Source organism: Candidatus Weimeria sp. HCP3S3_B5, from assembly GCF_052064335.1.
Lineage (GTDB): Bacteria > Bacillota > Clostridia > Lachnospirales > Lachnospiraceae > Weimeria.
In genome coordinates, this window is sequence record NZ_JBQHVU010000007.1 from 45,093 (window position 1) to 66,757 (window position 21,665).

The following is a 21,665-nucleotide window of genomic DNA, read 5'->3' on the forward strand; positions in this document are numbered from 1 at the left end:
CCATCCACACGTTAAACAAATACTAGGAGGTAATTTAATATTATGAAGAGAAACACAGCCCTTTATGTAGCACATGGAGGCATCATTGCAGCACTTTATGTGGTACTTACAGTAAGTGCCGCCCAGTTCAATCTGGCAAGTGGTGCAATCCAGGTCAGGATATCGGAAGCACTTACAGTGATGCCGGTCTTTACACCGGCAGCGGTTCCGGGACTTTTCATCGGATGTCTGCTTGCGAATCTGATCACAGGATCTGCGGTCTATGATGTGATATTCGGAAGTCTTATCACACTTGCTGCTGCAGTCTGCACCAGGCTTTTAAGAAAGCACAGACTCATTTACACTATCCCGCCGGTGCTTTTCAATGCGCTGCTTGTGCCGGTGATCCTTATCGGTGCCTACGGAGTAGGAGATGCATATCCTTATCTTGTAGCCACAGTTGGAGCGGGAGAGGCGGTTTCAGTGTTTATCTTTGGATTTGTCCTTAAAAGGATTCTAGACAGATACAGAAATGTACTTTTCCCTGCAGAGGCAAAGGTACAGAGGGAAGCGGTCAGGAAATGAAGGAATTAATAGAATTGATATCTGATGAGGTAAAAGCCGGCTTTACAAGAGCCGGCTTAGACTCGTCTTATGGAAAAGTAACAGTTTCAAACCGTCCGGACCTGTGTGAGTACCAGTGCAATGGTGCTCTTGCAGCAGCAAAGGAGTATCACAAGGCACCGATTGTGCTTGCTGAGTCGGTAGCAGAGCAGCTTGCTTCAAGCAGCATGTTCAGCAGGGCGGAGGCGCTGAAGCCTGGATTTATAAACCTTGATCTAAGTCCCGAATTCCTGTCTGAATATGGAAATGATATGGCCGGATCGGACAGATTCGGGCTTGATCTCCCAAAGAGGCCTCTTACCATAATCCTTGATTACGGCGGCCCTAATGTAGCAAAGCCTCTCCATGTCGGGCATCTGAGGAGCGCTGTCATAGGAGAGTCGATAAAGAGGATAGCCAGATTCGCAGGACACACAGTAATAGGTGATGTCCATCTGGGTGACTGGGGCCTTCAGATGGGTCTTATCATCACTGAGCTTCAGGAGAGAAAGCCTGATCTGGTATATTTTGATCCGGATTACAGCGGAGATTATCCTGATGAGCCTCCATTTACCATTTCTGAGCTTGAGGAGATATACCCATGTGCCTCCGGCAAGTCCAAGGAGGATGAGAGCTATCATGAGAAGGCTCTTTTAGCTACAAAGGAGCTTCAGAAGGGCAGACGCGGCTACAGAGCACTTCTGTCTCATATCATGAATGTGAGCGTTAGTGACCTGAAGAAGAACTATAAGAAGCTTAATGTAAGCTTCGACCTCTGGAAGGGCGAGTCCGATGCGGCTGCTTACATACCTCAGATGGTCTCCGATATGAAGGAGCAGGGGACTGCATACGAGAGCGAGGGGGCTCTTGTCGTAGATGTAAAGGAGGATAGCGACAAGAAGGAGATCCCTCCATGCATGATATTAAAGTCTGACGGAGCAGCCCTTTATAATACGACTGATCTGGCTACCATGATCTGGCGGGTAAAGGATTATCATCCGGACAGGATAGCCTATGTGGTCGACAAGAGACAGGAGCTCCACTTCATACAGTGTTTTAGGGCAGCCAGAAAGTGCAACATAGTCCCTGACTCCTGCCAGCTTGATTTCATAGGCTTCGGTACAATGAACGGGACCGATGGCAAGCCATATAAGACCAGGGAGGGAGGCGTGATGCGTCTTTCTACACTGATAAATGAGGTCGATCAGAAGATGTACGAAAAGATCATCTCAAACGGCGACCTGCCGGAGGATGAGGCCAGAAAGACAGCCGATATAGTAGCTCTTTCTGCTATAAAGTACGGTGATCTTTCCAACCAGCCTTCAAAGGATTATATCTTTGATATAGACAAGTTTACCTCGTTCGAGGGAAATACAGGTCCATATATCCTCTATACCATAGTCCGGATGAAGTCTATAATCAGGAAATACGAGCAGTCTGGGAGGAAGCTTTCCGAGAAGAGGATCCTTCCTCCAAAGACCGAGAGTGAGAGAGGCCTTCTGTTAGCACTTGCGCCATTCCAGGACAGCATAAGGGCTGCCTATGAGGAGAATATGCCTAACCGCATCTGTCAGTATATATACGAGCTGTCAAATGCCTTCAATCATTTTTATCATGAGACAAAGATTCTCGCCTGCGAGGACTTAGACCGCCAGACGAGTTATATGTCACTTCTTGACCTGACTTTAAGGGTGCTTCTTACAGGGATAGATCTGCTTGGATTTGAAGCACCGGAAAGGATGTAGCATGACTGAGGTAGACATTATTTCAGGATTCTTAGGGGCCGGAAAGACCACATTTATGAAAAAGCTCGTATCCGATGTATTTTCGGACGAGAAGGTGGTGATCGTTGAAAACGAATTCGGTGAGATAGGTATTGATTCTGGATTTTTAAAGGATACCGGGATTCAGGTCTCTGAGATAAACGGCGGCTGCGTATGCTGTACTCTGGTCGGAGACTTCACGAAGAATCTTCATGATGTCATAAGGACATATCATCCTGACAGGATCCTTATCGAGCCATCAGGTGTCGCAAAGCTTTCTGACATCGAGGTTTCCGTACTTGAGGTAGGAGAGAGTGAGGAAATAAATGTCGGTGCTCTTGTGACGATAGTAAACGCCCTGAAGGCAAGAAAGCAGATTAAGGCCTTCGGAGAGTTCTTCAATGATCAGATAGAGCATGCGACTGCAGTCGTTCTTTCCCGTACCCAGAAGATGGAGGAGGATAAGCTTGAGGCTCTTGTCGATCAGATAAAGCTTTTGAATAAGGAAGCTGTAGTGATCACGACTCCATGGGATCAGCTCGATGGGAAGAAGATCTTCGACGCTATAACAGGAAAGGATAATCTGGCCGTCTTTGAGCTGGCTGCAAAACACCACGAGGAGGAAGAGGCAGAGCATCATCATGACCACGACGGACATTGCCACCATGATCACGATGAGCATGATCACCATGATCATGACGAGTATGACCACCACGATCACGAGGAGCACGACCATGAGCACGAGCATGGCGGACACTGTCATCACCATCATCACGCAGATGATATCTTTACTACCTGGGGCAGGGAGACAGCACATAAGTTTACGAGAGAAACGATCGAGAATGCTCTTAAGGCCATGTCGGAAAGCGATGAATACGGCTACATAGTCCGCTCCAAGGGAATCGTCCCTGCAGAGGACGGGACCTGGATATACTTTGACCTGGTAGACGGAGAATATCAGATCCGTAGCGGAGAGGCTGATGTCACAGGAAGGCTCGTTGTGATCGGAACCGACGTAAAGGAAGACAAGGTAGAGGAGCTTTTCGGTATTTGAGGATAAGAAATGAACACTGATGAAAAAAACGGCGAGATCCCCGTATATGTATTCTTCGGCTTCATGGATTCCGGAAAGACCACTCTTGCAAAGGAGACCATTTTCGATAATGGCTTTACGGATGATTTTGACAGATGTCTGTTCATATCATGCGAGGATGGAGATGTCGAGATGGATCCTGACGAGCTGGATAAGATCGGCGTCGATTATGTGGAGATCGACGACAAGGACGACTTCACACTTGAGAAGCTGCAGTCGCTGCAGGATCAGTATGATCCTGAGGCGGTCTTCATAGAATACAACGGTACATGGGAGTCAAGCCTTCTCTATGAGATGGATGGCCCTGCAGACTGGGTAATAGTCCAGAGCATATGCACTGTAGACGCTACGACCTTTGAGATGTACCTTAAGAATATGGGTACGATGATAAAGGAGCAGATGTTCCGTGCAGATGTGATAATCTTTAACAGATGCGATGATGCTACCCCTAAGGCCAAGTTCCGGGCAAATGTCAAGGGACTTAACCGACGCGCTCAGATAGTATATGAGAGAAAGGACGGCTCGATCGACAATCGTCCGGATGAGCTGCCTTTTGATATAAATGCTGACGAGCTCCATATCACCGATGCCGATTATGCTCTGTGGTTTATGGACTGCATGGACAATCCCAAGAAATACAACGGCAAGACAGTTGATTTCCTTGGCCTTGTCTATAATCCAAAAGAGGGCAAGGGCAAGCTTCACAAGGGCACCTTTGTAGCCGGAAGATTCGCCATGACCTGCTGCGTCCAGGATATACAGTATCTTGGTATGCCAGTCAGATACGATAATGCAGCTGACATAGGACACAAGAGCTGGATCCATCTGACGGCAAAGGTGAAGAACGAGTTTGCCAGAGAATACAGAGGAAAGGGACCGGTGCTCTATCCTGTAAGCATTGAGGAAGCCGAAAGGCCGGCAAGTCAGGAAGAGGAGCTGGTGTACTTTAATTAGAGGTGAGAGGTTAGAGGTGAGAGGTCAGAGGTTAGAGGTCAGAGGTGAGAGGTTAGAGGTCAGAGGTTAGAGGTGAGAGGTTAGAGGTCAGAGGTGAGAGGTCAGAGGTTAGAGGAATTATGGTTATAGCTTTCAAAAAGCTCAGACATCAGACTTCGTTACTGTTTGGACCCTATGTAGCCATAAATAAGACTCTGGCCATAAGGATTTATGATTGCCATTTTCTGACTTATTTCAGTACTTTCTCGGATTATATGGTCAGCAGATCCTGTGGGAGATATGGATAGCATATCCTGTGGGAAATATGGATAGCATATCCTGTGGGAAATATGGATAGCATATCCTGTGGGAAATATGGATAGCAGATCCGTGGAAAATATGGTCAGCAGATTCTGTGGGAAATATGGATAGCATATCCTGTGGGAAATATGGATAGCATATCCTGTGGGAAATATGGATAGCATATCCTGTGGGAAATATGGATAGCAGATCCGTGGAAAAAATGGATAGCAGATCCGTGGAAAAAATGGATAGCATATCCGTGGAAAATATGGTCAGCAGATCCGTGGAAAATATGGTCAGCAGATCCTGTGGGAAATATGGATAGCAGATCCGTGGAAAATATGGATAGCATATCCTGTGGGAAATATGGTCAGCAGATTCTGTGGGAAATATGGATAGCAGATTCTGTGGGAAATATGGATAGCAGATCCTGTGAGAAATATGGATAGCAGATCCTGTGGGAAATATGGTCAGCAGAGCCTGTGGGAAATATGAATAGCAGATCCTGTGAGAAATATGGATAGCAGATCCTGTGGGAAATATGGATAGCATATCCTGTGGAAAATATGGATAGCATATCCGTGGAAAATATGGTCAGCAGAGCCTGTGGAAAATATGGTTATGGTGATCTGGAATCTGGGTTATAAAATGGAGTGAACAGCACCCCCTATATCCTCACACCTCGCACCTCACACCTCACACCTCGCACCTCGCACCTCGCACCTTCTTAAAGAAAGGAAAAAGAAAGTCATGTATGAAATTGTAAAGAAAAAACAGCTGGCGGAAAACATCTACCAGATGGATGTCAAGGCGCCTATGGTGACACATTCGTGTCTGCCGGGACAGTTCATCATCGCGATCGCAGAGGAGGACGGAGAGAGAATCCCTCTTACTATCTGCGATTACGACAGACAGGCCCAGACCGTTACTATTGTATTCCAGCCGATCGGCGCATCGACAGAGAGAATGGCCCAGCTTGACGAGGGAGACTGCTTCCACGACTTCGTTGGACCTCTTGGAAATCCGTCAGAGCTTTGCCTCGAGGAAAATCTTGAGGAGACCCGCAAGAAAAAAATAGTATTCATTTCAGGAGGAGTAGGAACAGCTCCTGTATATCCTCAGGTAAAGTGGCTTCATGAGCATGGTATCGATGCTGATGTGATCCAGGGGTCCAGGACAAAGGACCTTCTTTTCTTCTCAGATGAGGTAAGCAAGGTAGCAAAGAATCATTATATCTGTACTGATGATGGTACATATGGTTTCCATGGTATGGGAACAGACCAGCTTAAGGCTCTCTGGGATGAAGGACATAAGTATGACTGGTGCGTAGCCATAGGACCTATGATCATGATGAAATTCGTCTGCAAGCTTACAGAAAAGCTTGGTATCCATACAGTGGTTTCCATGAACCCTATAATGGTAGACGGAACAGGAATGTGCGGAGCATGCAGACTTTTAGTTGATGGCAAGGTAAAGTTTGCCTGCGTTGACGGACCGGAGTTTGACGGACATCTTGTGGATTTCGACAAGGCAATGGAGAGAATGCAGCAGTACAAGACAGAGGAAGGCCGTAAGAAGCTCGAGTTCGAGGAGGGTGAGACCCATCACGGCGGCTGTGGTTTATGCGGAGGTGACAAGTAATGGCAGATATGATGAAAAGAGTGCCTGTTGCAGAGCAGGATCCGGCAGTAAGAGCTCATAATTTTGAGGAGGTATGTCAGGGATACACAGAAGAAGAGGCAGTAGAAGAGGCAAAGAGATGCCTTAACTGTAAGAATCCCCGTTGCGTAGGAGGATGCCCTGTATCTATAAATATACCTGCATTTATCCATGCAGTAACCGAGAGGGATTTCAAGAGAGCCTATGAGATCATCAGCGAATCCTCAGCCCTTCCGGCAGTCTGCGGTCGTGTATGCCCGCAGGAGACCCAGTGTGAGGGAGTGTGCATAAGAGGCATAAAGGGTGATGCGGTAGCTATCGGAAAGCTCGAGAGATTCGTAGCTGACTGGGCTAGAGAGAATGGTATCCATCCGCAGCCTCCTAAGGAAAAGAATGGACACAAGGTAGCTGTGATCGGTTCAGGCCCTTCTGGACTTACCTGTGCAGGAGATCTGGCAAGGATGGGATATGATGTGACTATCTTTGAGGCACTTCAGAAGGCCGGAGGAGTTCTTGTGTACGGTATCCCTGAGTTCCGTCTTCCGAAGGAAAGGGTAGTTGCAGCCGAGGTTAATAACGTAAAAGGCCTTGGAGTAGACATAGAGACAAATGTAGTCGTAGGAAAGTCGATAACGATTGACGATCTGATGGAGGAGATGGGCTTTGAGGCTGTATTTATCGGATCGGGTGCAGGACTTCCGAGATTTATGGGTATACCTGGAGAGCAGAGCAACGGAGTATTCTCAGCGAACGAGGTACTTACCAGATCCAACCTGATGAAGGCTTATAAGGACGGAGACACACCTATTGTACACGGCAAGAAGGTCGTAGTAGTAGGTGGAGGAAACGTCGCTATGGATGCTGCACGTACGGCTCTTCGCCTTGGCGCTGAGGTCCATATCGTATACAGACGTAGCGAAAAAGAGCTTCCTGCAAGAGCAGAGGAAGTGCATCATGCAAAGGAAGAGGGTATAAAGTTCGACCTTCTCCAGAATCCGGTAGAGATCATTCCTGATGAAAAGGGTTGGGTAAAGGCTATCCGTGTAGTAAAGATGGAGCTTGGAGAGCCTGATGCTTCAGGCCGCAGGAGACCAGTACCTATTGATGGCAGCGAGTACGAGATAGACTGTGATACAGTGATCATGGCACTTGGAACATCGCCTAACCCTCTTATAGCCTCAACTACAAAGGGACTTGATACCAATCAGAGAGGCTGCATCATGGCAAAGGAAGAGGATGGTGAGACCTCGAAGACAGCCGTATATGCCGGAGGAGACGCAGTGACTGGAGCCGCTACAGTTATCCTTGCAATGGGAGCAGGAAAGGCAGCAGCGAAAGGAATTGATGCGTTTTTTAAAGGTCAGAGGTGAGAGGTGAGAGGTCAGAGGTGAGAGGCCATAAGGCTTTATGATTGCCATTGTCTGACTCCCTTCAATACTTTCTCGGATTATTTGGTCAACAGTAACCCTATATTCTCGAACCTCGTACCTCACACCTCATACTCTCTTGCAATCTTCTATAAACTGTAGTATAATGTCATAGTTGTGACTTACGACATGACATTTAATTTTCGGAGGTATATACGATGACAGTGTTAAAGTATCTGTTCATGGTTCTGTTCATCATCGTATCCATCGTTCTTACCATCATTATCATGATGCAGGAGGGAGAGGATGCAGGTCTTGGTTCACTAAGTGGACAGAGTCTTGATACGTACTGGAGCAAGAACAAGGGACGTTCCCGTGAGGGAGTGATCATCAAGGTCACAGCTGTTCTTGTAGCAGTATTTTTCGTATTAGCATTACTGCTTAATATGAGTTCATTTAAGATCTAAAAGAAAGGTCATCGCGTAAGCGGTGGCTTTTTTTCGTTTTGAGATGCTTGCACAGTCGGAATGGCAGGATATTTTATGACTAAGAAACAGAGATGGGAGGATCAGAAGGCAGCTCTTCTTTTGCTGATGACTGATCCAAATTACAGCCCTATGACAGAGGAAGAGCTGAAGCAGCTTCTTCTGATCGATGATGACAGTGAGCTTTGCAATGCCCTGTCGTCACTTATTGCTGAAAAGAAGATAAGGAAAAACAGCTCGGCTGCTTATGAGAGATGCGAGGAAAAGGAGACATTCATTACTGATGCCTTTTCCGATACAAAAGAAAAGCCCGGGGAGCCAGCTGATGGCATAGCCAGGACAGACGATGCCTTTGAGGAAGCCTTACCAGAGGATATGGAAGAGAGCCAGACGCAGACAGACAGATATCTGACAGGTGTTTTTTCCAGCAATATAAAGGGCTTCGGATTCGTAACGGTAGAAGGCTATGACGAGGATTTCTTTATACCTGAGAAGTATACACAGATGGCCTTCCATAAGGATACGGTCCGGATCGAGCCGCTCGGCACCGGAGGCAACGGACGGGATGAGGCCAAGGTTGTCGAGATAATCGGGCATGAATATACGGATGTAGTCGGGACCTTTGAGAAGTCATCGAGCTTCGGTTTCGTGGTGCCGGATGACAGACATCTGACAAGCGACATATTTATTGCTTCACAGAATGTAAACGGGGCACCTGATAATGCAAAGGTGGTCTGCCATATATCTGATTACGGCAGTGCCAATAAGAAGCCTTCGGGAGAGATCACAGAGGTCCTGGGAATAAAGGGAGATCCCGGTGTCGACATCCTTTCTATAGTAAAGGAAAACGATATACCTTCAGAGTTCCCGGAAAGGGTCCTTGCCGAGGCAAAGAAGGTTGCAGGCAGAGGCAGGGTCAGGAAGTCTGAGATAAGGGGCAGGGAGGATCTGCGTGATCTTCTGATGGTAACGATCGATGGTGATGATTCCAAGGATTTAGACGATGCAGTTTCCCTTACAATGGATGGAGACGACTTCATCCTGGGAGTCCATATAGCAGACGTGTCCAATTATGTGACAGAAGGCAGCGCGCTTGATGATGAGGCTCTTAATAGGTCGACCTCTGTATATCTTCCGGACAGGGTTATCCCTATGCTTCCTGTAGAGCTTTCGAACGGGATCTGCTCTCTGAACGAGGGAGAGGACAGGCTTGCTATGAGCTGCATGATGAGGATCGATGATACAGGGGCTATAAAGGAGCACAGGATCGTTGAGTCAGTGATCAGGTCTGACCACAGGATGACCTACAATGATGTAAACGGTATTCTAGAGGAGGATGACAGAAAACTTATCAGGAAATACAATGATGTAGTTCCTATGTTCAGACAGATGGAGGAGCTTGCCATAATCCTTCGTGGCAGGAGGACATTTCGCGGCTCACTTGATTTTGACTTCCCTGAGACAGTCGTTGTTCTAGATGAGAATGGGAATCCCAAGGAGATCCATCCATATTACAGAGGTGTGGCCCAGAGGATGATAGAGGACTTCATGCTTGCGGCAAATGAGACAGTTGCTAAGCATGCCTTTGATCATAAGCTTCCTTTCCTTTACCGTACACACGGTTTTCCGGATCCGGAGAAGCTTGGTACTCTTAAGTCATTTATAGGAGGATTCGGATATTCTCTTTCCGGGGATACAAATCAGATCCATCCTAAGGAGCTGCAGAAGCTTCTCGACAGGGTTTCCGGAAGCCCTGAGGAGAATCTGATCCAGACGCTTACTCTCCGCAGTATGCAGCAGGCGAGATATACAACTGACTGCAGCGGTCATTTCGGACTTGCGGCAGGCTATTACTGTCACTTTACTTCTCCGATAAGGAGATACCCTGATCTATTTATTCACAGGATACTAAAGCTTGAGATTCATGGTAAGCTTAAGAAAAAGAAAAGGGCAGAGCTTGCCGAGAAGCTTCCGGAGATCGCAGAACGCACGTCCGATCTTGAGAGACGGGCTGATGGTGCGGAAAGAGATGCCGTAAAGCTGAAGAAGGTCCAGTACATGATGCCTCACATAGGAGAGGAGTTTACAGGCAAGATCTCAGGTGTCACCTCCTGGGGACTCTATGTGGCCCTTCCGAATTCTATCGAGGGCATGATCCCGGTGAGGACCATGACAGATGATTTCTATGAGTTCTCGGAGGAGACCTATGAGCTTATTGGCAAGAGCTTCAACAGACATTATACGCTTGGCATGCCTCTTAGGGTAAAGCTTGTCGATGCCAATCCTACAGCCCGTACCATTGATTTTGAGCTGATAGACGATTTCTGCGGCTACAGGAAGACAGACAAGAAGCACGGATTTTCTTCTGCTCCGCACAAGGGCAGGCTCTCTGGCCAGGCAAGGAAGGCTCTTAAGAAGATTTCAGGAGGAAGCGCCAGATATGACAAAGGAAAAAACAGGAAGAAAAATCATCGCAACTAACCGTAAGGCCAGGCATGACTTTTTTCTGGACGAATATATTGAATGTGGGATAGCTCTTGTCGGTACAGAAGTCAAGAGCATGAGAAGCAACGGATGCTCATTGAAGGAGGCCTGGGTAAGGATCCAGAACGGTGAGGTATATATTTACCAGATGCATATTGCTCCGTATGAGAAGGGCAATATAATGAACAAGGATCCCTTAAGGCCCAGAAAGCTTCTTCTTCATAAGAGCGAGATCAGGAAGCTTTCCCAGAAGATAAAGGAAAAGGGATACACCTTAGTACCGGTGGAGGCCTATTTCAAGGATTCAAGGGTAAAGCTTGAGATAGCCCTCGCGCGAGGCAAGAAGCTCTATGACAAGAGGGCTGACATAGCAAAGCGGGATCAGGAGAGAGAAGCCGCCAGGGATTTCAAGGTCAGGAACCTCAAATAACTGTCGCTTGATATTTTATTGAAAAATCAGCCAAAATAAAAGGGATTATGAAGATTTTTAGTGGAAAATCCACCTATTTCCCTTTTATTTCTGCTCACAGGGTGGTATCATATAGACAGCTGAAGGGGTAGTAAAGGTCTCGACAGGGATCTTGAAGCTTTAGAAGCGAGCCGCAGGATGATGCGTCAAATCTCAAATTAAATTTAAACGCTGAAGATAACGATTTAGCATACGCTGCCTAAGGGCAACGAGTCGCCTGAATGTCCCCATGCATTCAGTCACCGGCTTCAAACACATGGGACACGGCATCCGCAAAGCTTTGAGCTGATGTACGTATCATGAAGCTACTGAAACCGGAAGGACGTGCTCTTCCGTCCGGCAGAGGGAATGCCAAACAGATCACTACGCTCGTAGAAGGAGAGTGAATAGGTTTTTGGACGCGGGTTCGACTCCCGCCTACTCCAGATTCAAGGGATTGCCGTAAATATCGGCAATCCCTTATTTTATTTGGAGATGCAACATTCGATACGATGGTATCCAAAAATCTTACCGACACAACTGAATCGGGAACTGTTCTGTTCAAAGCGGGGAATTTGATATGACATGGAGAAAAACTCTCACAAGGAGATTCGGGACATTCTATTTATAAAGGGGCTCCGGTCTTCCGGAACCCCTTAAATTTCACAATCCTTATTTCAAAGCGTAGTAATATGCAACTGAGCAGCCAGCTTCCTTATCGCTGATTCCGGCAGTCTGCTGATCCTTGAGATAAACGAGACAGTATGGTTTCCGGCCTGAAGCAGTTCAGTAGCAACTTCCATGTTTCTTTCATCACGGCCTTCTTTTAGGCCTTCTTTTCTTCCTTCTCTTCGCCCCTCATCTACAGCCTTTTCAATAGTTTTTTCCTGATCGTATTCAGTCAGTACCATCTTCATCACCTCGCTTCTGTTGTCAAGCAGGAATGGCTTTATCATATAGTCTTCCGGCATCTGATCAATGGCGGTATATACCGCTGTTCCAAGATCGTTCTTATCCTTCTGTAGCGTGCGAACCCTGTCTATAAACCAGGCATACTCACCCAGCGGTCTGCAGGCCTCCATCAGTTCCTTGTTCTTGCCATAGTTGATATTAAGCATGGTGACGAGGACCTCGATATCTCCGTCACCCTCATATGCATCACTAAGCCGAAGGACACTGCTCTCAGGCTTATCCCGCATGCCATTGTAAAAGCAGACACATCTGGGACTTGGGATCTTCGATCTATAATAAGGGGCTCCGGTCTTCCGGAACCCCTTAAATTTCACAATCCTTATTTCAAAGCGTAGTAATATGCAACTGAGCAGCCAGCTTCCTTATCGCTGATTCCGGCAGTCTGCTGATCCTTGAGATAAACGAGACCGTATGGTTTCCGTCCTGAAGCAGTTCAGTAGCAACCTCCATGTTTCTTTCTTCACGTCCTTCATCTCTTCCCTTTTCTATTCCCTTTTCTATTCCAATCTCAATCCCTTCGTCTACAGCCTTTTCAATAGTTTTTTCCTGATCGTATTCAGTCAGTATCATCTTCATCACCTCGCTTCTGTTGTCAAGCAGGAATGGCTTTATCATATAGTCTTCCGGCATCTGATCAATGGCGGTATATACCGCTGTTTCAAGATCGTTCTTATCCTTCTGTAGCGTACGAACCTTATCTATAAACCAGGCATACTCACGGAGCGGTCTGCAGGCCTCCATCAGTTCCTTGTTCTTGCCATAGTTGATATTAAGCATGGAGACGAGGACCTCGATATCTCCGTCACCCTCATATGCATCGCTAAGCCGAAGGACACTGCTCTCAGGCTCATCCCGCATGCCATTGTAAAAGCAGACACATCTGGGACTTGGGATCTTCTGGATCAGGCTGCTGTACTCATAGTAGCTGCTGCTTTTTATGTACTTATCATAGAGATCTCCTGAGTAAAGCAGGAATCTCATCGGCATATTCGGGTTGATGGTGCTCTGATGCTCCCACAGCTCCATATCTGAGCTTATGATAAAGGATACATCATTCTTCATCCCCATATACACTGCGTCCTCTATCGTATTGAAGCTTATAGCTTCCGGATCGGTATAAGCTGATCCACGGATAGCATTGTAAAGTGATAGCGTCCAGGCCTTGTTTGCCGGATTGCCAAAGATAAACTTAAAGAGTCTGTCCTTATACTCCCTGTTCACATCTGCCATATTCTCCTCCTGTAAAAAACTGTTTGCTTTTGTGACAGTTACTTTCTGTCTCTATTATATCAGCCGGATAGAGAAATTACTATATCGATCGATCATTTTTTTGCATATTTCCAAATGACTTTCCGTACTTTGTCAGTACAGCCCGAGCAGGAAGAATCGCATAGATCCGATAATCGGAATATTTACGCGCTGCTTTTACGATTTCAATTTTTTATGGGATCTGCCGGATGTAATCACAATATGGAATGCTCTGGATCGGCTGAAACTCCTTAGACTTGCAAGAAGTCTGTTAATCATTTGTCACCGGGTTATGGTTGCCAGACCCGAACATATATGCTATAATTCTTTTAGGATTGCGGTAAATATTTATATAGCCAGATGAGCAGTGGTGGTCAGAGCAGCATTTGAGCTCATATGAAAACAGGAAAGGTTTGAGAGCTCAGGGTACAGGGGCTGGCAGGCAAACTACTACACCCTAATCCCTACCCCCTATAGAAGGAATACTAATGACAGAAACAGCAGAGAAAAAGGAAAGATACATAGAGATCGCAGTTAGCAGAGCGGAAGATCGGGCTGATACGGAGGAGTCCTTATCAGAACTATCAAGGCTTTTGGAGACAGCAGGCGGAGAGTGTGTATATAAGGTCATACAGCAGCTGGAGCGTCCGGTGGCCGCTACATATATAGGAAGCGGTAAGATAGAGGAGCTGAGGAGCTTTATCGATGCATTCGAGGCGGACGGAGTGATAAGTGATGATGAGCTGACTCCGGCCCAGCTGGGAAATCTCGAGGCAGAGCTTCATGTCAAGGTGATAGACCGGACCATGCTGATACTTGATATATTTGCCAGACATGCGGTCAGCAGGGAGGGAAAGATCCAGGTCGAAATGGCCCAGCTTTCCTATAAGTCCAGCAGGCTGTCAGGAAGTGCAGGAAAGGCCATGTCGAGGCTTGGAGGAGGTATAGGAACAAGAGGACCGGGCGAGACCAAGCTTGAGACAGACAGGAGAAGAATCAGGAACCGTATAGCATCACTTAGGAAAGAACTTCGCGTGATGAAAAAGAACCGTGAGAATACCAGGAAGGCAAGGGAGAAAAACGGCCTTCCGGTATTTGCGATAGTGGGATATACGAATGCAGGGAAGTCAACACTGCTAAATGCCCTGACCGGGTCGGATGTATTGTCAGAGGATGCTTTATTTGCTACGCTTGATCCTACGACAAGACGGCTGGAGCTTGAGAATGGACTTACAGTTCTGCTTACCGATACGGTCGGATTCATAAGCAAGCTTCCCCATGATCTGATAGATGCCTTCCACTCTACGCTTGAGGAAGCTGGATATGCTGATTATATAATCCATGTCGTGGATTCATCGGATCAGAGGGCAGAGAAGAATATGCAGGTTGTAAAGGAGACATTAAGCGAGCTTGGCATCTCAGGGAAGCCGATAATAACAGTGTTTAATAAGTCCGATAAAGGCGGTGGTCCCCGCCCCTTGTCTGATCGGGTTGCGGATATCACACTGAGAGCCTCGGCAAGGACGGGAGAGGGTCTTGATACCTTAAGGGATGCGATAAAAAGGGTGGTTACAGAGGATATGGAGCTTGTCAGCAGGGTTTTCTCATATACCCAGGTGGCTGATCTTGAAAGACTTCGTGACAGAGGAAGGATAGTGAAGGAGGACTATCAGGAGGACGGGATCCATGTGGAGGCCCTGATCAGAAAATAATATAAATTCTATTGGAAAAGACTCCACGCTATGATATAATCAGATTATGGGTGGGCATGGAAAATGAGTAAGTAATGGAAGGAGGTTTCTGTAATGTCAGAAAACAAGTACGCAGGAACAAAGACTGAGAAGAATCTTCTCGAGGCCTTTGCAGGAGAATCCCAGGCGAGGAATAAGTATACTTATTTCGCATCAGTAGCCAAGAAGCAAGGATTCGAGCAGATAGCGGCTCTTTTCTTAAAGACTGCTGACAATGAAAAGGAACACGCCAAGCTCTGGTTCAAGGAGCTGGGAATGCTGGGAGACACAAAGGAGAATCTAAGCGCAGCGGCAGACGGAGAGAACTACGAGTGGACCGACATGTATGAAAGGATGGCCCGCGAGGCAGATGAAGAGGGATTTACTGAGCTGGCAGCGAAGTTTCGCGGAGTTGCAGCGATAGAGAAGACACACGAGGAACGTTACAGGAAGCTTCTGTCGAATGTCGAGGCAAAGCAGGTATTTGAGAAGAGCGAGGTAAAGGTCTGGGAGTGCCGTAACTGTGGACATATAGTAGTAGGGACCAAGGCTCCGGATGTATGCCCGGTATGTGCGCATCCTCAGTCATTCTTTGAGGTTCATGCTGAGAACTACTGATAGATCCTGACGGAATAGTATTTGAAAAGGAGAAATATATGTTATTCTATAAATGCGATTTATGCGGGAATTTCGTAACCTTCCTCACAGAGAAGACTCCAGTCACACCTGTATGCTGCGGTCAGCCTATGACAGAGATAAAGGCTAATACAACTGACGCAGCAGTAGAGAAGCATGTTCCGGTCGTGAAGACCGATGGCAATAAGATCACGGTTCAGGTCGGAGCTACAGCTCATCCGATGACAGAGGAGCATTATATCCAGTTCATCATCGTTGAGACAGAAAACGGCTACCAGAAGAAGGACCTCAAGCCGGGAGATGCTCCATGCGCAGAATTCGAGCTTGCAGATGGTGAGAAGGCTGTATGTGCTTATGCTTACTGCAATCTTCACGGACTCTGGAAAGCTGATATCTGAGAGGCTGTTAACTGACAAGCATAAGGGGCGCGCTGTTTAGGCGCGTTCTTTTTTTACAAAAAAGTTGAGAATGCTTTAAGTAAATGATAGAATGGAAATGTAACTTAAGGCTGCTAAGAAAACAGGAGGATGTATAATGATAGCAGTTATTGTTATTGTAATAGTACTGATACTATTGCTCGCAACCATAAGGATCGTTCCGGAGTCGAACGAGGTGATAGTAGAGAGGCTTGGAAAGTACAACAGGACGCTTCATGCCGGTATCAATCTGATGATACCTTTTATCGAGACCGCCAGATCGAGAGTGTCATTGAAGGAGGCAGTCCTTGATTTTCCGCCGCAGCCGGTTATCACTAAGGATAATGTCACGATGATGATTGATTCTGTGGTCTATATGAAGGTCTTTGATTCTATGCTCTACACCTACAAGATCATGAATCCAAGACAGGGAGTCGAGACTCTTTCGGCGACCACACTGAGAAACCTTGTCGGAGCTCTTACCTTTGATGAGACACTTACATCAAGGGATACGATCAATGCAAAGCTCCAGACAGAACTTGATGAGGCTACAGATGCCTGGGGGATAAAGATCACGAGAGTCGAGGTCAAGAATATCCAGCCTCCAAAGGATATCCAGGAGGTAATGACCAAGCAGATGAGAGCAGAGAGAGAGAAGAGGCAGGCGATCACAGAGGCAGAGGCACATAAGCAGTCAGTAGTTACCACAGCAGAGGGTGACAAGGCAGCCAAGGTACTTGCAGCCCAGGCAGAGGCAGAGGCGGCTGTCGCAAGGGCAGAGGGAGAAGCAAAGGCAATAGAGCTTCGTGCCAATGCAGAGGCAGCAGCACTTCGTACACTTACTGAGGCCAATGTTTCACCAGAGGTAATAAGACTTAAGAGCTTTGAGGCAATTCAGGGAGTTGCAAACGGAAATGCTACAAAGATCTTTATGCCTACAGAGCTTCTTGATGAGGTGTCGAGATCGGAGATACTCGGAGAAGGGATAAAGAGTGGATTCGCAGAGGCTGCACCTAAGATGGCAAGGCCCGCAGACTTAAGCGATAAGCATATGGATATCGCAAGGTCAGCCAGACCAGACAGCAGTATCCATAAGAAGGCAGCAGCTGCTTCCAGACTCATGCAGTACGAGGAGGAAAGCAGAGACACAAAGGAAACCGGTAATTACTAATGGATTTTCTCAATGATATAAAGGAAAAGATAATTGTTTCGGATGGAGCCATGGGGACCTATTATAAGGCTCTCTACCCTGATGATAATGGAATAGTCGAGAGGGCGGTGCTCTCTCATCCGGAGAGGATAGAGGATATCCACAGGAGATATATAAAGGCAGGGGCATCCTTCATAAGGACCGACAGCTTCGCCTGTGCAGGACCATTCATTTCCTCATCCGGCGAGGCAGCAGAGATAGCCAGAGCTTCATACAGGATAGCAAGGAAGGCAGCAGGCAGCTGCTATGTGGCAGCTGATATAGGTACCATATTCGATCCTGCAATGGAGGGAAGTCTGCTTTCCGATATAAGGCCTGTAATAGATGCATTTCTGTCAGAGGGAGCTGAAATCTTTGATTTCGAGACCCAGACCCAGACAGAAGGACTCTCAGAGATCTTTTCCTATATCAGAGAGAAGAAAAGAGAGGCCATAATCCTTGTTTCATTTTCTATAAATAAAGCAGGGATGACAACAGGCGGCCTCTCGGTAGACAACATAATGCGTTACTGCGCAGAAGAAGAAAATATAGACGGATACGGCTTCAACTGCGGGGTCGGTCCGTCCCATATGGCTTCTATCATTGAGAGGGCGCATTTCTATTGCGATAAGCCTTTTATTGTCATGCCAAATGCCGGATATCCATATACATTAAGAGGCCGGCAGATATACAGAGGCGATAAGGAGATCTTTTCAGACAAGCTGGGAATCATCGTAAAAAGCGGAGCAGCACTTATAGGAGGCTGCTGCGGAACCGATCCTGATTTCATCAGCAGGATAAGCGAGAAATTTGGCCATAGTGCCCTGTATCCAAAGCAGATAATGGAGCTTTCCGGTAAAAAGAAAAGGACCCGTTCCTCATTCTATAAAAAGCTTATCGCAGGAGAAAAGCCTATAATAGTAGAACTTGATCCACCATTCGGAAGCGATATTTCAAAGGTCATGAAATCGGCACAGAGGCTTTCGGATGCGGGGATAGATATGATCACTCTTTCTGATTCCCCTATGGGAAGAAGCAGGATGGATCCTATGCTCCTAGGCACACTGATGCAGCAGCAGTGCGGAGTGGATGTGATGCCGCATGTAGCCTGCCGTGACAGGAATATAATAGGACTGCGCGGGGGCCTGCTTGGAAGCTATGCAGCCGGGATCAGACATTTTCTTATGGTTACAGGAGATCCGGTGCCGGCGGCCGACAGGAATCAGATCACACCTGTATTCGATTACAATTCGATCAGATTCATGAATATGGCAAGGCTTTTAAATGATGAAGAGTTTTCCAACGACAGGATCATATATGGGGGTGCGCTTAACTATCATGGCAGGAATCCGGATGCGATAGCTAAGCGCATGGGACTGAAAATAGAGCAGGGAGCCTCATTTTTCCTGACCCAGCCGGTCTACGGAGCTGATGATGCGAGAAGGATAGCCTATCTGAAGGAAAAGACAGGGGCAAGGATTCTTTGTGGACTTATGCCTCTCGTAAGCTATAGGAATGCTCTTTTCATGTCGACAGAGATGCCTGGTATCCATGTGCCGGATGAGATAGTAGGCAGATATTCAGCCGATATGACAAGAGAGGAGGCGGAGGAAACCGCCAGAGAGGTGACTCTTGACATCTGTGACCAGATAAGGGATGTGACAGACGGCTATTACTTCATGGTTCCATTCAACAGGGTCTCGCTTATATGCAGCATAATAAATGAGATAAGAGACAGATATTTCTGACAGGGAAAGCAGGTTATATGACTATCGCAGAATTTAAGAACTTATTTGAAGAAGGTCGTCCGGTCTACCTTGACGGTGCAGTCGGGACCAATATGATGAAGGCAGGTATGCCTATGGGAGTCTGCCCTGAGAAATGGCTTGTGGACAATCCTCTGCCGATAGGAGAGCTGCAGAAGGCATATGTGGATGCAGGAAGCGACATAGTCCTTGCGCCGACCTTTGCTGCAAACAGGATTAAGCTCCAGGAATACTCCCTTTCCGATCAGGTAGATCTTATAAACAGGACTCTGGCAGAGAATACCAGAAAGGCCACAGGAGGACGCTGCCTTGTGGCTGGTGATATGACCATGACAGGCCAGCAGCTTGCACCTATTGGAGAGCTTGATTTCGAGGAGCTTGTAGATGTATACAAGCAGCAGGCCAAAGCTCTTATTGAGGGAGGCGTAGATCTTTTTTTCATAGAGACGATGATGAGCCTGCAGGAAACCAGGGCAGCTCTTATTGCTGTAAAGGAGATAGCTGCCGAAATACCGGCTATCACTTCCCTGACCTTCAATGAGGATGGAAAGACACTGTTCGGATCATCTCCGTCAAATGCAATAGTCGTGCTCCAGTCACTAGGAGCTGATGCAGTAGGACTTAACTGCTCTACCGGACCTGACAAGATGGTCCCTCTTATAGAGGAGATGAGACGCTATGCGACTGTCCCTATAATAGCGAAACCAAATGCAGGCCTTCCTGAGCTTATTGATCAGAATACTGTCTACAGGATGACACCGGATGAGTTCGCGGCCGATATGGAAAAGCTTGTAGAGGCCGGAGCAGCTGTGATCGGAGGATGCTGCGGTACTACGCCAGAACATATAAGAGCAATGGTCGATAAGACCAGACAGATGAGGATACTGCCACCGGATCCAGTCTGCAGGAGAGTCATCTCATCAGAGAGAAAGGTCCAGGAAATAGATCCTGACGGGAATTTTCTCGTGATCGGAGAAAGGATCAATCCTACAGGCAAGAAGAAGCTTCAGGAAGAGCTTAGGGCAGGCTCTCTTGATATGGTAAATGACTTCGCCAGAAGTCAGGAGGAGAACGGGGCCGATATACTCGATGTAAATATGGGGACCAACGGTATCGATGAGAAGGAGATGATGCTTAGGGCTATAGACGAGGTGACATTTGCCTCAGATCTTCCTCTCTGCATAGATACCAGCTATCCAGAGGTCATGGAGGCAGCTCTTCGAAGATATCCGGGAAGGGCTCTTATCAACTCCATATCAGGAGAGGAGGAGAGAATGGAGGCCATGCTTCCTATAGCAAGGAAGTACGGAGCCATGTTTATCATTCTGCCTCTTTCATCTGAGGGATTGCCGAAGACACTTGAGGAAAAGCATGCAAACCTCGAGCGGGTGCTTGCTGCTGTTAAGGAGGCGGGCATGTCTTGGGACAGATGTGTGGTAGATGTCCTTACCGCGACAGTCGGGGCCGATCAGGAAAGCGCGATCAAGTGCTTTTCTACAATGGATTACTGCAGGAAAAAGGGCATACCTACAGTCTGCGGACTGTCCAACATATCATTCGGTATGCCTGAGAGAGCCTTTGTGAATACGGCCTTCCTTAATATGGCGATATCACATGGCCTTGCAATGGCAATAGCGAACCCTTCACAGAAGCTTCTTATGCTTACGGCAAAGGCTGCAGATATGCTTCTTTGCAGAAGAAATGCTACAGAAAACTATATAAAGACAGCACAGGAGGCTGACGTCGCTATAACCGGAAAGGAAAGCGCAGGGGCAGGGAAGGAAAAGGACAGTCAGGAGAAGCTTGATCCTGTGATGGAGGCAGTGGTAAAAGGAGATACCTCACATATAGAGGCTTTGGTAAAAAAAGAGGTTTCCGACGGCAGGAGTGCTAAGGATATCCTCGATAAGGATCTGATTCCCGGCATCAATATGGTAGGAAAGCTCTATGAGGAAAAGAAATATTTCCTTCCTCAGATGATATCCGGAGCCAACGCTATGGAAAAGGGAGTCGCAGTGCTTGAGCCTCTTATGAAGGAGGCAGCAGGCGGACAGACAAAGGAGACCATCTGCTGCGCTACCGTCGAGGGTGATATCCATGACATAGGGAAGAATCTGGTCGTCCTGATGCTTAAGAACTACGGCTACAATGTGATAGATCTGGGAAAGGATGTCCCGGCAGAGGAAATAATAGATTCAGCAATAGAGAACAAGGCATCTGTGATAGGTCTCTCGGCGCTTATGACAACCACAATGGTCCATATGAAGGAGGTCGTAGAGCTTAAGAATGAGAAGTATCCATCATGCAAGGTGGTCATAGGAGGAGCCTGCATAACACCGTCATATTCGGATGAGATAGGGGCGGACGGCTATTCATCTGATGCGGCAGAGTGCGTGAAGCTTGTCGGAAGGTTACTGTCGTAAGCTTACTGTATCGGATAAAGAACACCCGATTGTTGGAAAAAACATTGAATTTTATTTATGAAAATACTACACTTATTAAGGATAACGTAACGGCGTAAGGCCGTTTCTTTATGCCTTCGGGCTTAAGGAAAGTTATGACAAGTATAGTATAGGAGGAACACAGACACA

18 protein-coding genes and 1 other RNA gene are annotated in these 21,665 nt (G+C 47.0%); 16 read left to right on the forward strand and 3 right to left on the reverse strand.

Going from position 1 to position 21,665, the window contains the following annotated elements; translation table 11 throughout:
* Positions 1–42: 42 nt before the first annotated feature.
* From ACTNCK_RS04960 to ACTNCK_RS04975, 4 genes are read left to right on the forward strand one after another with little or no spacing between them, the layout of a single operon-like run.
* On the forward strand, positions 43–564 hold the full coding sequence (locus ACTNCK_RS04960) for a QueT transporter family protein (protein ID WP_441081326.1): 522 nt from the start codon (positions 43–45) through the stop codon (positions 562–564).
* Positions 561–2,327, forward strand: a complete 1,767-nt coding sequence (gene argS, locus ACTNCK_RS04965) for an arginine--tRNA ligase (RefSeq protein WP_441081328.1) — start codon at positions 561–563, stop codon at positions 2,325–2,327. Before ACTNCK_RS04960 ends, argS begins: the two co-directional genes overlap by 4 nt.
* A gap of 1 nt (position 2,328) precedes the next feature.
* Entirely contained in the window at positions 2,329–3,399 is a 1,071-nt protein-coding gene (locus ACTNCK_RS04970; protein WP_441081330.1) for a GTP-binding protein, read from the forward strand.
* A 9-nt stretch (positions 3,400–3,408) separates the two neighbouring features.
* The gene (locus ACTNCK_RS04975) at positions 3,409–4,392 is read left to right on the forward strand and encodes a TIGR03943 family putative permease subunit (protein ID WP_441081331.1); all 984 of its coding nucleotides are present in this window, start codon (positions 3,409–3,411) and stop codon (positions 4,390–4,392) included.
* A 258-nt stretch (positions 4,393–4,650) separates the two neighbouring features.
* Here the strand turns inward: ACTNCK_RS04975 and ACTNCK_RS04980 are convergent, their stop codons facing one another.
* Positions 4,651–5,226, reverse strand: a complete 576-nt coding sequence (locus ACTNCK_RS04980; protein WP_441081332.1) for a hypothetical protein — start codon at positions 5,224–5,226, stop codon at positions 4,651–4,653.
* A 198-nt stretch (positions 5,227–5,424) separates the two neighbouring features.
* On the opposite strand from ACTNCK_RS04980, the gene ACTNCK_RS04985 reads away from it, so the two are divergent.
* The 6 genes from ACTNCK_RS04985 (at position 5,425) to ssrA (ending at position 11,566) form a co-directional block, all read left to right on the forward strand.
* Positions 5,425–6,315: a sulfide/dihydroorotate dehydrogenase-like FAD/NAD-binding protein gene (locus ACTNCK_RS04985; RefSeq protein ID WP_441081333.1), complete on the forward strand. Its 891-nt coding sequence runs from the start codon at positions 5,425–5,427 to the stop codon at positions 6,313–6,315.
* A complete protein-coding gene (gene gltA / locus ACTNCK_RS04990; RefSeq protein ID WP_441081334.1) occupies positions 6,315–7,703 on the forward strand; it encodes an NADPH-dependent glutamate synthase in 1,389 nt (462 codons plus the stop codon). The genes ACTNCK_RS04985 and gltA overlap by 1 nt, the downstream gene beginning before the upstream one ends.
* Before the next feature lie 215 nt (positions 7,704–7,918).
* Positions 7,919–8,167, forward strand: a complete 249-nt coding sequence (gene secG / locus ACTNCK_RS04995; protein ID WP_441081335.1) for a preprotein translocase subunit SecG — start codon at positions 7,919–7,921, stop codon at positions 8,165–8,167.
* Between the two features lie 75 nt (positions 8,168–8,242).
* Complete coding sequence (rnr, locus tag ACTNCK_RS05000; RefSeq protein ID WP_441081336.1) at positions 8,243–10,666, forward strand: ribonuclease R; 2,424 nt, start codon at positions 8,243–8,245, stop codon at positions 10,664–10,666.
* Positions 10,626–11,099 carry an SsrA-binding protein SmpB gene (gene smpB / locus ACTNCK_RS05005; RefSeq protein ID WP_441081337.1) on the forward strand — a complete coding sequence of 158 codons (474 nt, stop codon included), beginning with the start codon at positions 10,626–10,628 and terminating at the stop codon, positions 11,097–11,099. The genes rnr and smpB overlap by 41 nt, the downstream gene beginning before the upstream one ends.
* Positions 11,100–11,223: 124 nt before the next feature.
* Positions 11,224–11,566, forward strand: a transfer-messenger RNA (tmRNA) gene (gene ssrA, locus ACTNCK_RS05010).
* Between the two features lie 228 nt (positions 11,567–11,794).
* On the opposite strand, the gene ACTNCK_RS05015 is transcribed toward ssrA, so the two are convergent.
* Positions 11,795–12,316, reverse strand: a complete 522-nt coding sequence (locus tag ACTNCK_RS05015) for a hypothetical protein (protein ID WP_441081338.1) — start codon at positions 12,314–12,316, stop codon at positions 11,795–11,797.
* A 97-nt stretch (positions 12,317–12,413) separates the two neighbouring features.
* Entirely contained in the window at positions 12,414–13,319 is a 906-nt protein-coding gene (locus tag ACTNCK_RS05020) for a hypothetical protein (protein WP_441081339.1), read from the reverse strand.
* A 506-nt stretch (positions 13,320–13,825) separates the two neighbouring features.
* Between ACTNCK_RS05020 and hflX the strand changes: the two genes are divergently transcribed.
* The 6 genes from hflX to ACTNCK_RS05050 all read left to right on the forward strand — a co-directional run bounded on the left by hflX (position 13,826) and on the right by ACTNCK_RS05050 (position 21,497).
* On the forward strand, positions 13,826–15,049 hold the full coding sequence (gene hflX, locus ACTNCK_RS05025) for a GTPase HflX (protein ID WP_441081340.1): 1,224 nt from the start codon (positions 13,826–13,828) through the stop codon (positions 15,047–15,049).
* Positions 15,050–15,142: 93 nt separating this feature from the next.
* Complete coding sequence (gene rbr, locus ACTNCK_RS05030) at positions 15,143–15,685, forward strand: rubrerythrin (protein ID WP_441081341.1); 543 nt, start codon at positions 15,143–15,145, stop codon at positions 15,683–15,685.
* 38 nt (positions 15,686–15,723) lie between these two features.
* Complete coding sequence (locus ACTNCK_RS05035) at positions 15,724–16,101, forward strand: desulfoferrodoxin family protein (RefSeq protein WP_441081342.1); 378 nt, start codon at positions 15,724–15,726, stop codon at positions 16,099–16,101.
* Positions 16,102–16,237: 136 nt separating this feature from the next.
* Positions 16,238–17,290 (forward strand): SPFH domain-containing protein, encoded by a 1,053-nt coding sequence (locus ACTNCK_RS05040; protein ID WP_441081343.1) that lies wholly within the window; start codon positions 16,238–16,240, stop codon positions 17,288–17,290.
* A complete protein-coding gene (locus tag ACTNCK_RS05045; protein WP_441081344.1) occupies positions 17,290–19,056 on the forward strand; it encodes a bifunctional homocysteine S-methyltransferase/methylenetetrahydrofolate reductase in 1,767 nt (588 codons plus the stop codon). The genes ACTNCK_RS05040 and ACTNCK_RS05045 overlap by 1 nt, the downstream gene beginning before the upstream one ends.
* A gap of 17 nt (positions 19,057–19,073) precedes the next feature.
* Positions 19,074–21,497, forward strand: coding sequence for a homocysteine S-methyltransferase family protein (locus tag ACTNCK_RS05050; RefSeq protein ID WP_441081345.1), 2,424 nt, complete (start codon positions 19,074–19,076; stop codon positions 21,495–21,497).
* The last annotated feature ends 168 nt before the right edge of the window (positions 21,498–21,665 follow it).

What these genes read in the sequence shown, in the direction of transcription:
- secG (WP_441081335.1), top strand. Translation starts at nt 7,919, where the DNA reads ATGACAGTGTTAAAGTATCTGTTCATGGTTCTGTTCATCATCGTATCC.
- ACTNCK_RS04970 (WP_441081330.1), top strand. Translation starts at nt 2,329, where the DNA reads ATGACTGAGGTAGACATTATTTCAGGATTCTTAGGGGCCGGAAAGACC.
- ACTNCK_RS05035 (WP_441081342.1), top strand. Translation starts at nt 15,724, where the DNA reads ATGTTATTCTATAAATGCGATTTATGCGGGAATTTCGTAACCTTCCTC.
- smpB (WP_441081337.1), top strand. Translation starts at nt 10,626, where the DNA reads ATGACAAAGGAAAAAACAGGAAGAAAAATCATCGCAACTAACCGTAAG.
- ACTNCK_RS05040 (WP_441081343.1), top strand. Translation starts at nt 16,238, where the DNA reads ATGATAGCAGTTATTGTTATTGTAATAGTACTGATACTATTGCTCGCA.
- ACTNCK_RS05050 (WP_441081345.1), top strand. Translation starts at nt 19,074, where the DNA reads ATGACTATCGCAGAATTTAAGAACTTATTTGAAGAAGGTCGTCCGGTC.
- ACTNCK_RS05020 (WP_441081339.1), bottom strand. Translation starts at nt 13,319, where the DNA reads ATGGCAGATGTGAACAGGGAGTATAAGGACAGACTCTTTAAGTTTATC.
- ACTNCK_RS04985 (WP_441081333.1), top strand. Translation starts at nt 5,425, where the DNA reads ATGTATGAAATTGTAAAGAAAAAACAGCTGGCGGAAAACATCTACCAG.
- ACTNCK_RS05015 (WP_441081338.1), bottom strand. Translation starts at nt 12,316, where the DNA reads ATGCGGGATAAGCCTGAGAGCAGTGTCCTTCGGCTTAGTGATGCATAT.
- ACTNCK_RS04960 (WP_441081326.1), top strand. Translation starts at nt 43, where the DNA reads ATGAAGAGAAACACAGCCCTTTATGTAGCACATGGAGGCATCATTGCA.
- hflX (WP_441081340.1), top strand. Translation starts at nt 13,826, where the DNA reads ATGACAGAAACAGCAGAGAAAAAGGAAAGATACATAGAGATCGCAGTT.
- argS (WP_441081328.1), top strand. Translation starts at nt 561, where the DNA reads ATGAAGGAATTAATAGAATTGATATCTGATGAGGTAAAAGCCGGCTTT.
- rnr (WP_441081336.1), top strand. Translation starts at nt 8,243, where the DNA reads ATGACTAAGAAACAGAGATGGGAGGATCAGAAGGCAGCTCTTCTTTTG.
- ACTNCK_RS04975 (WP_441081331.1), top strand. Translation starts at nt 3,409, where the DNA reads ATGAACACTGATGAAAAAAACGGCGAGATCCCCGTATATGTATTCTTC.
- ACTNCK_RS05045 (WP_441081344.1), top strand. Translation starts at nt 17,290, where the DNA reads ATGGATTTTCTCAATGATATAAAGGAAAAGATAATTGTTTCGGATGGA.
- gltA (WP_441081334.1), top strand. Translation starts at nt 6,315, where the DNA reads ATGGCAGATATGATGAAAAGAGTGCCTGTTGCAGAGCAGGATCCGGCA.
- rbr (WP_441081341.1), top strand. Translation starts at nt 15,143, where the DNA reads ATGTCAGAAAACAAGTACGCAGGAACAAAGACTGAGAAGAATCTTCTC.
- ACTNCK_RS04980 (WP_441081332.1), bottom strand. Translation starts at nt 5,226, where the DNA reads ATGCTATCCATATTTCCCACAGGATCTGCTATCCATATTTCTCACAGG.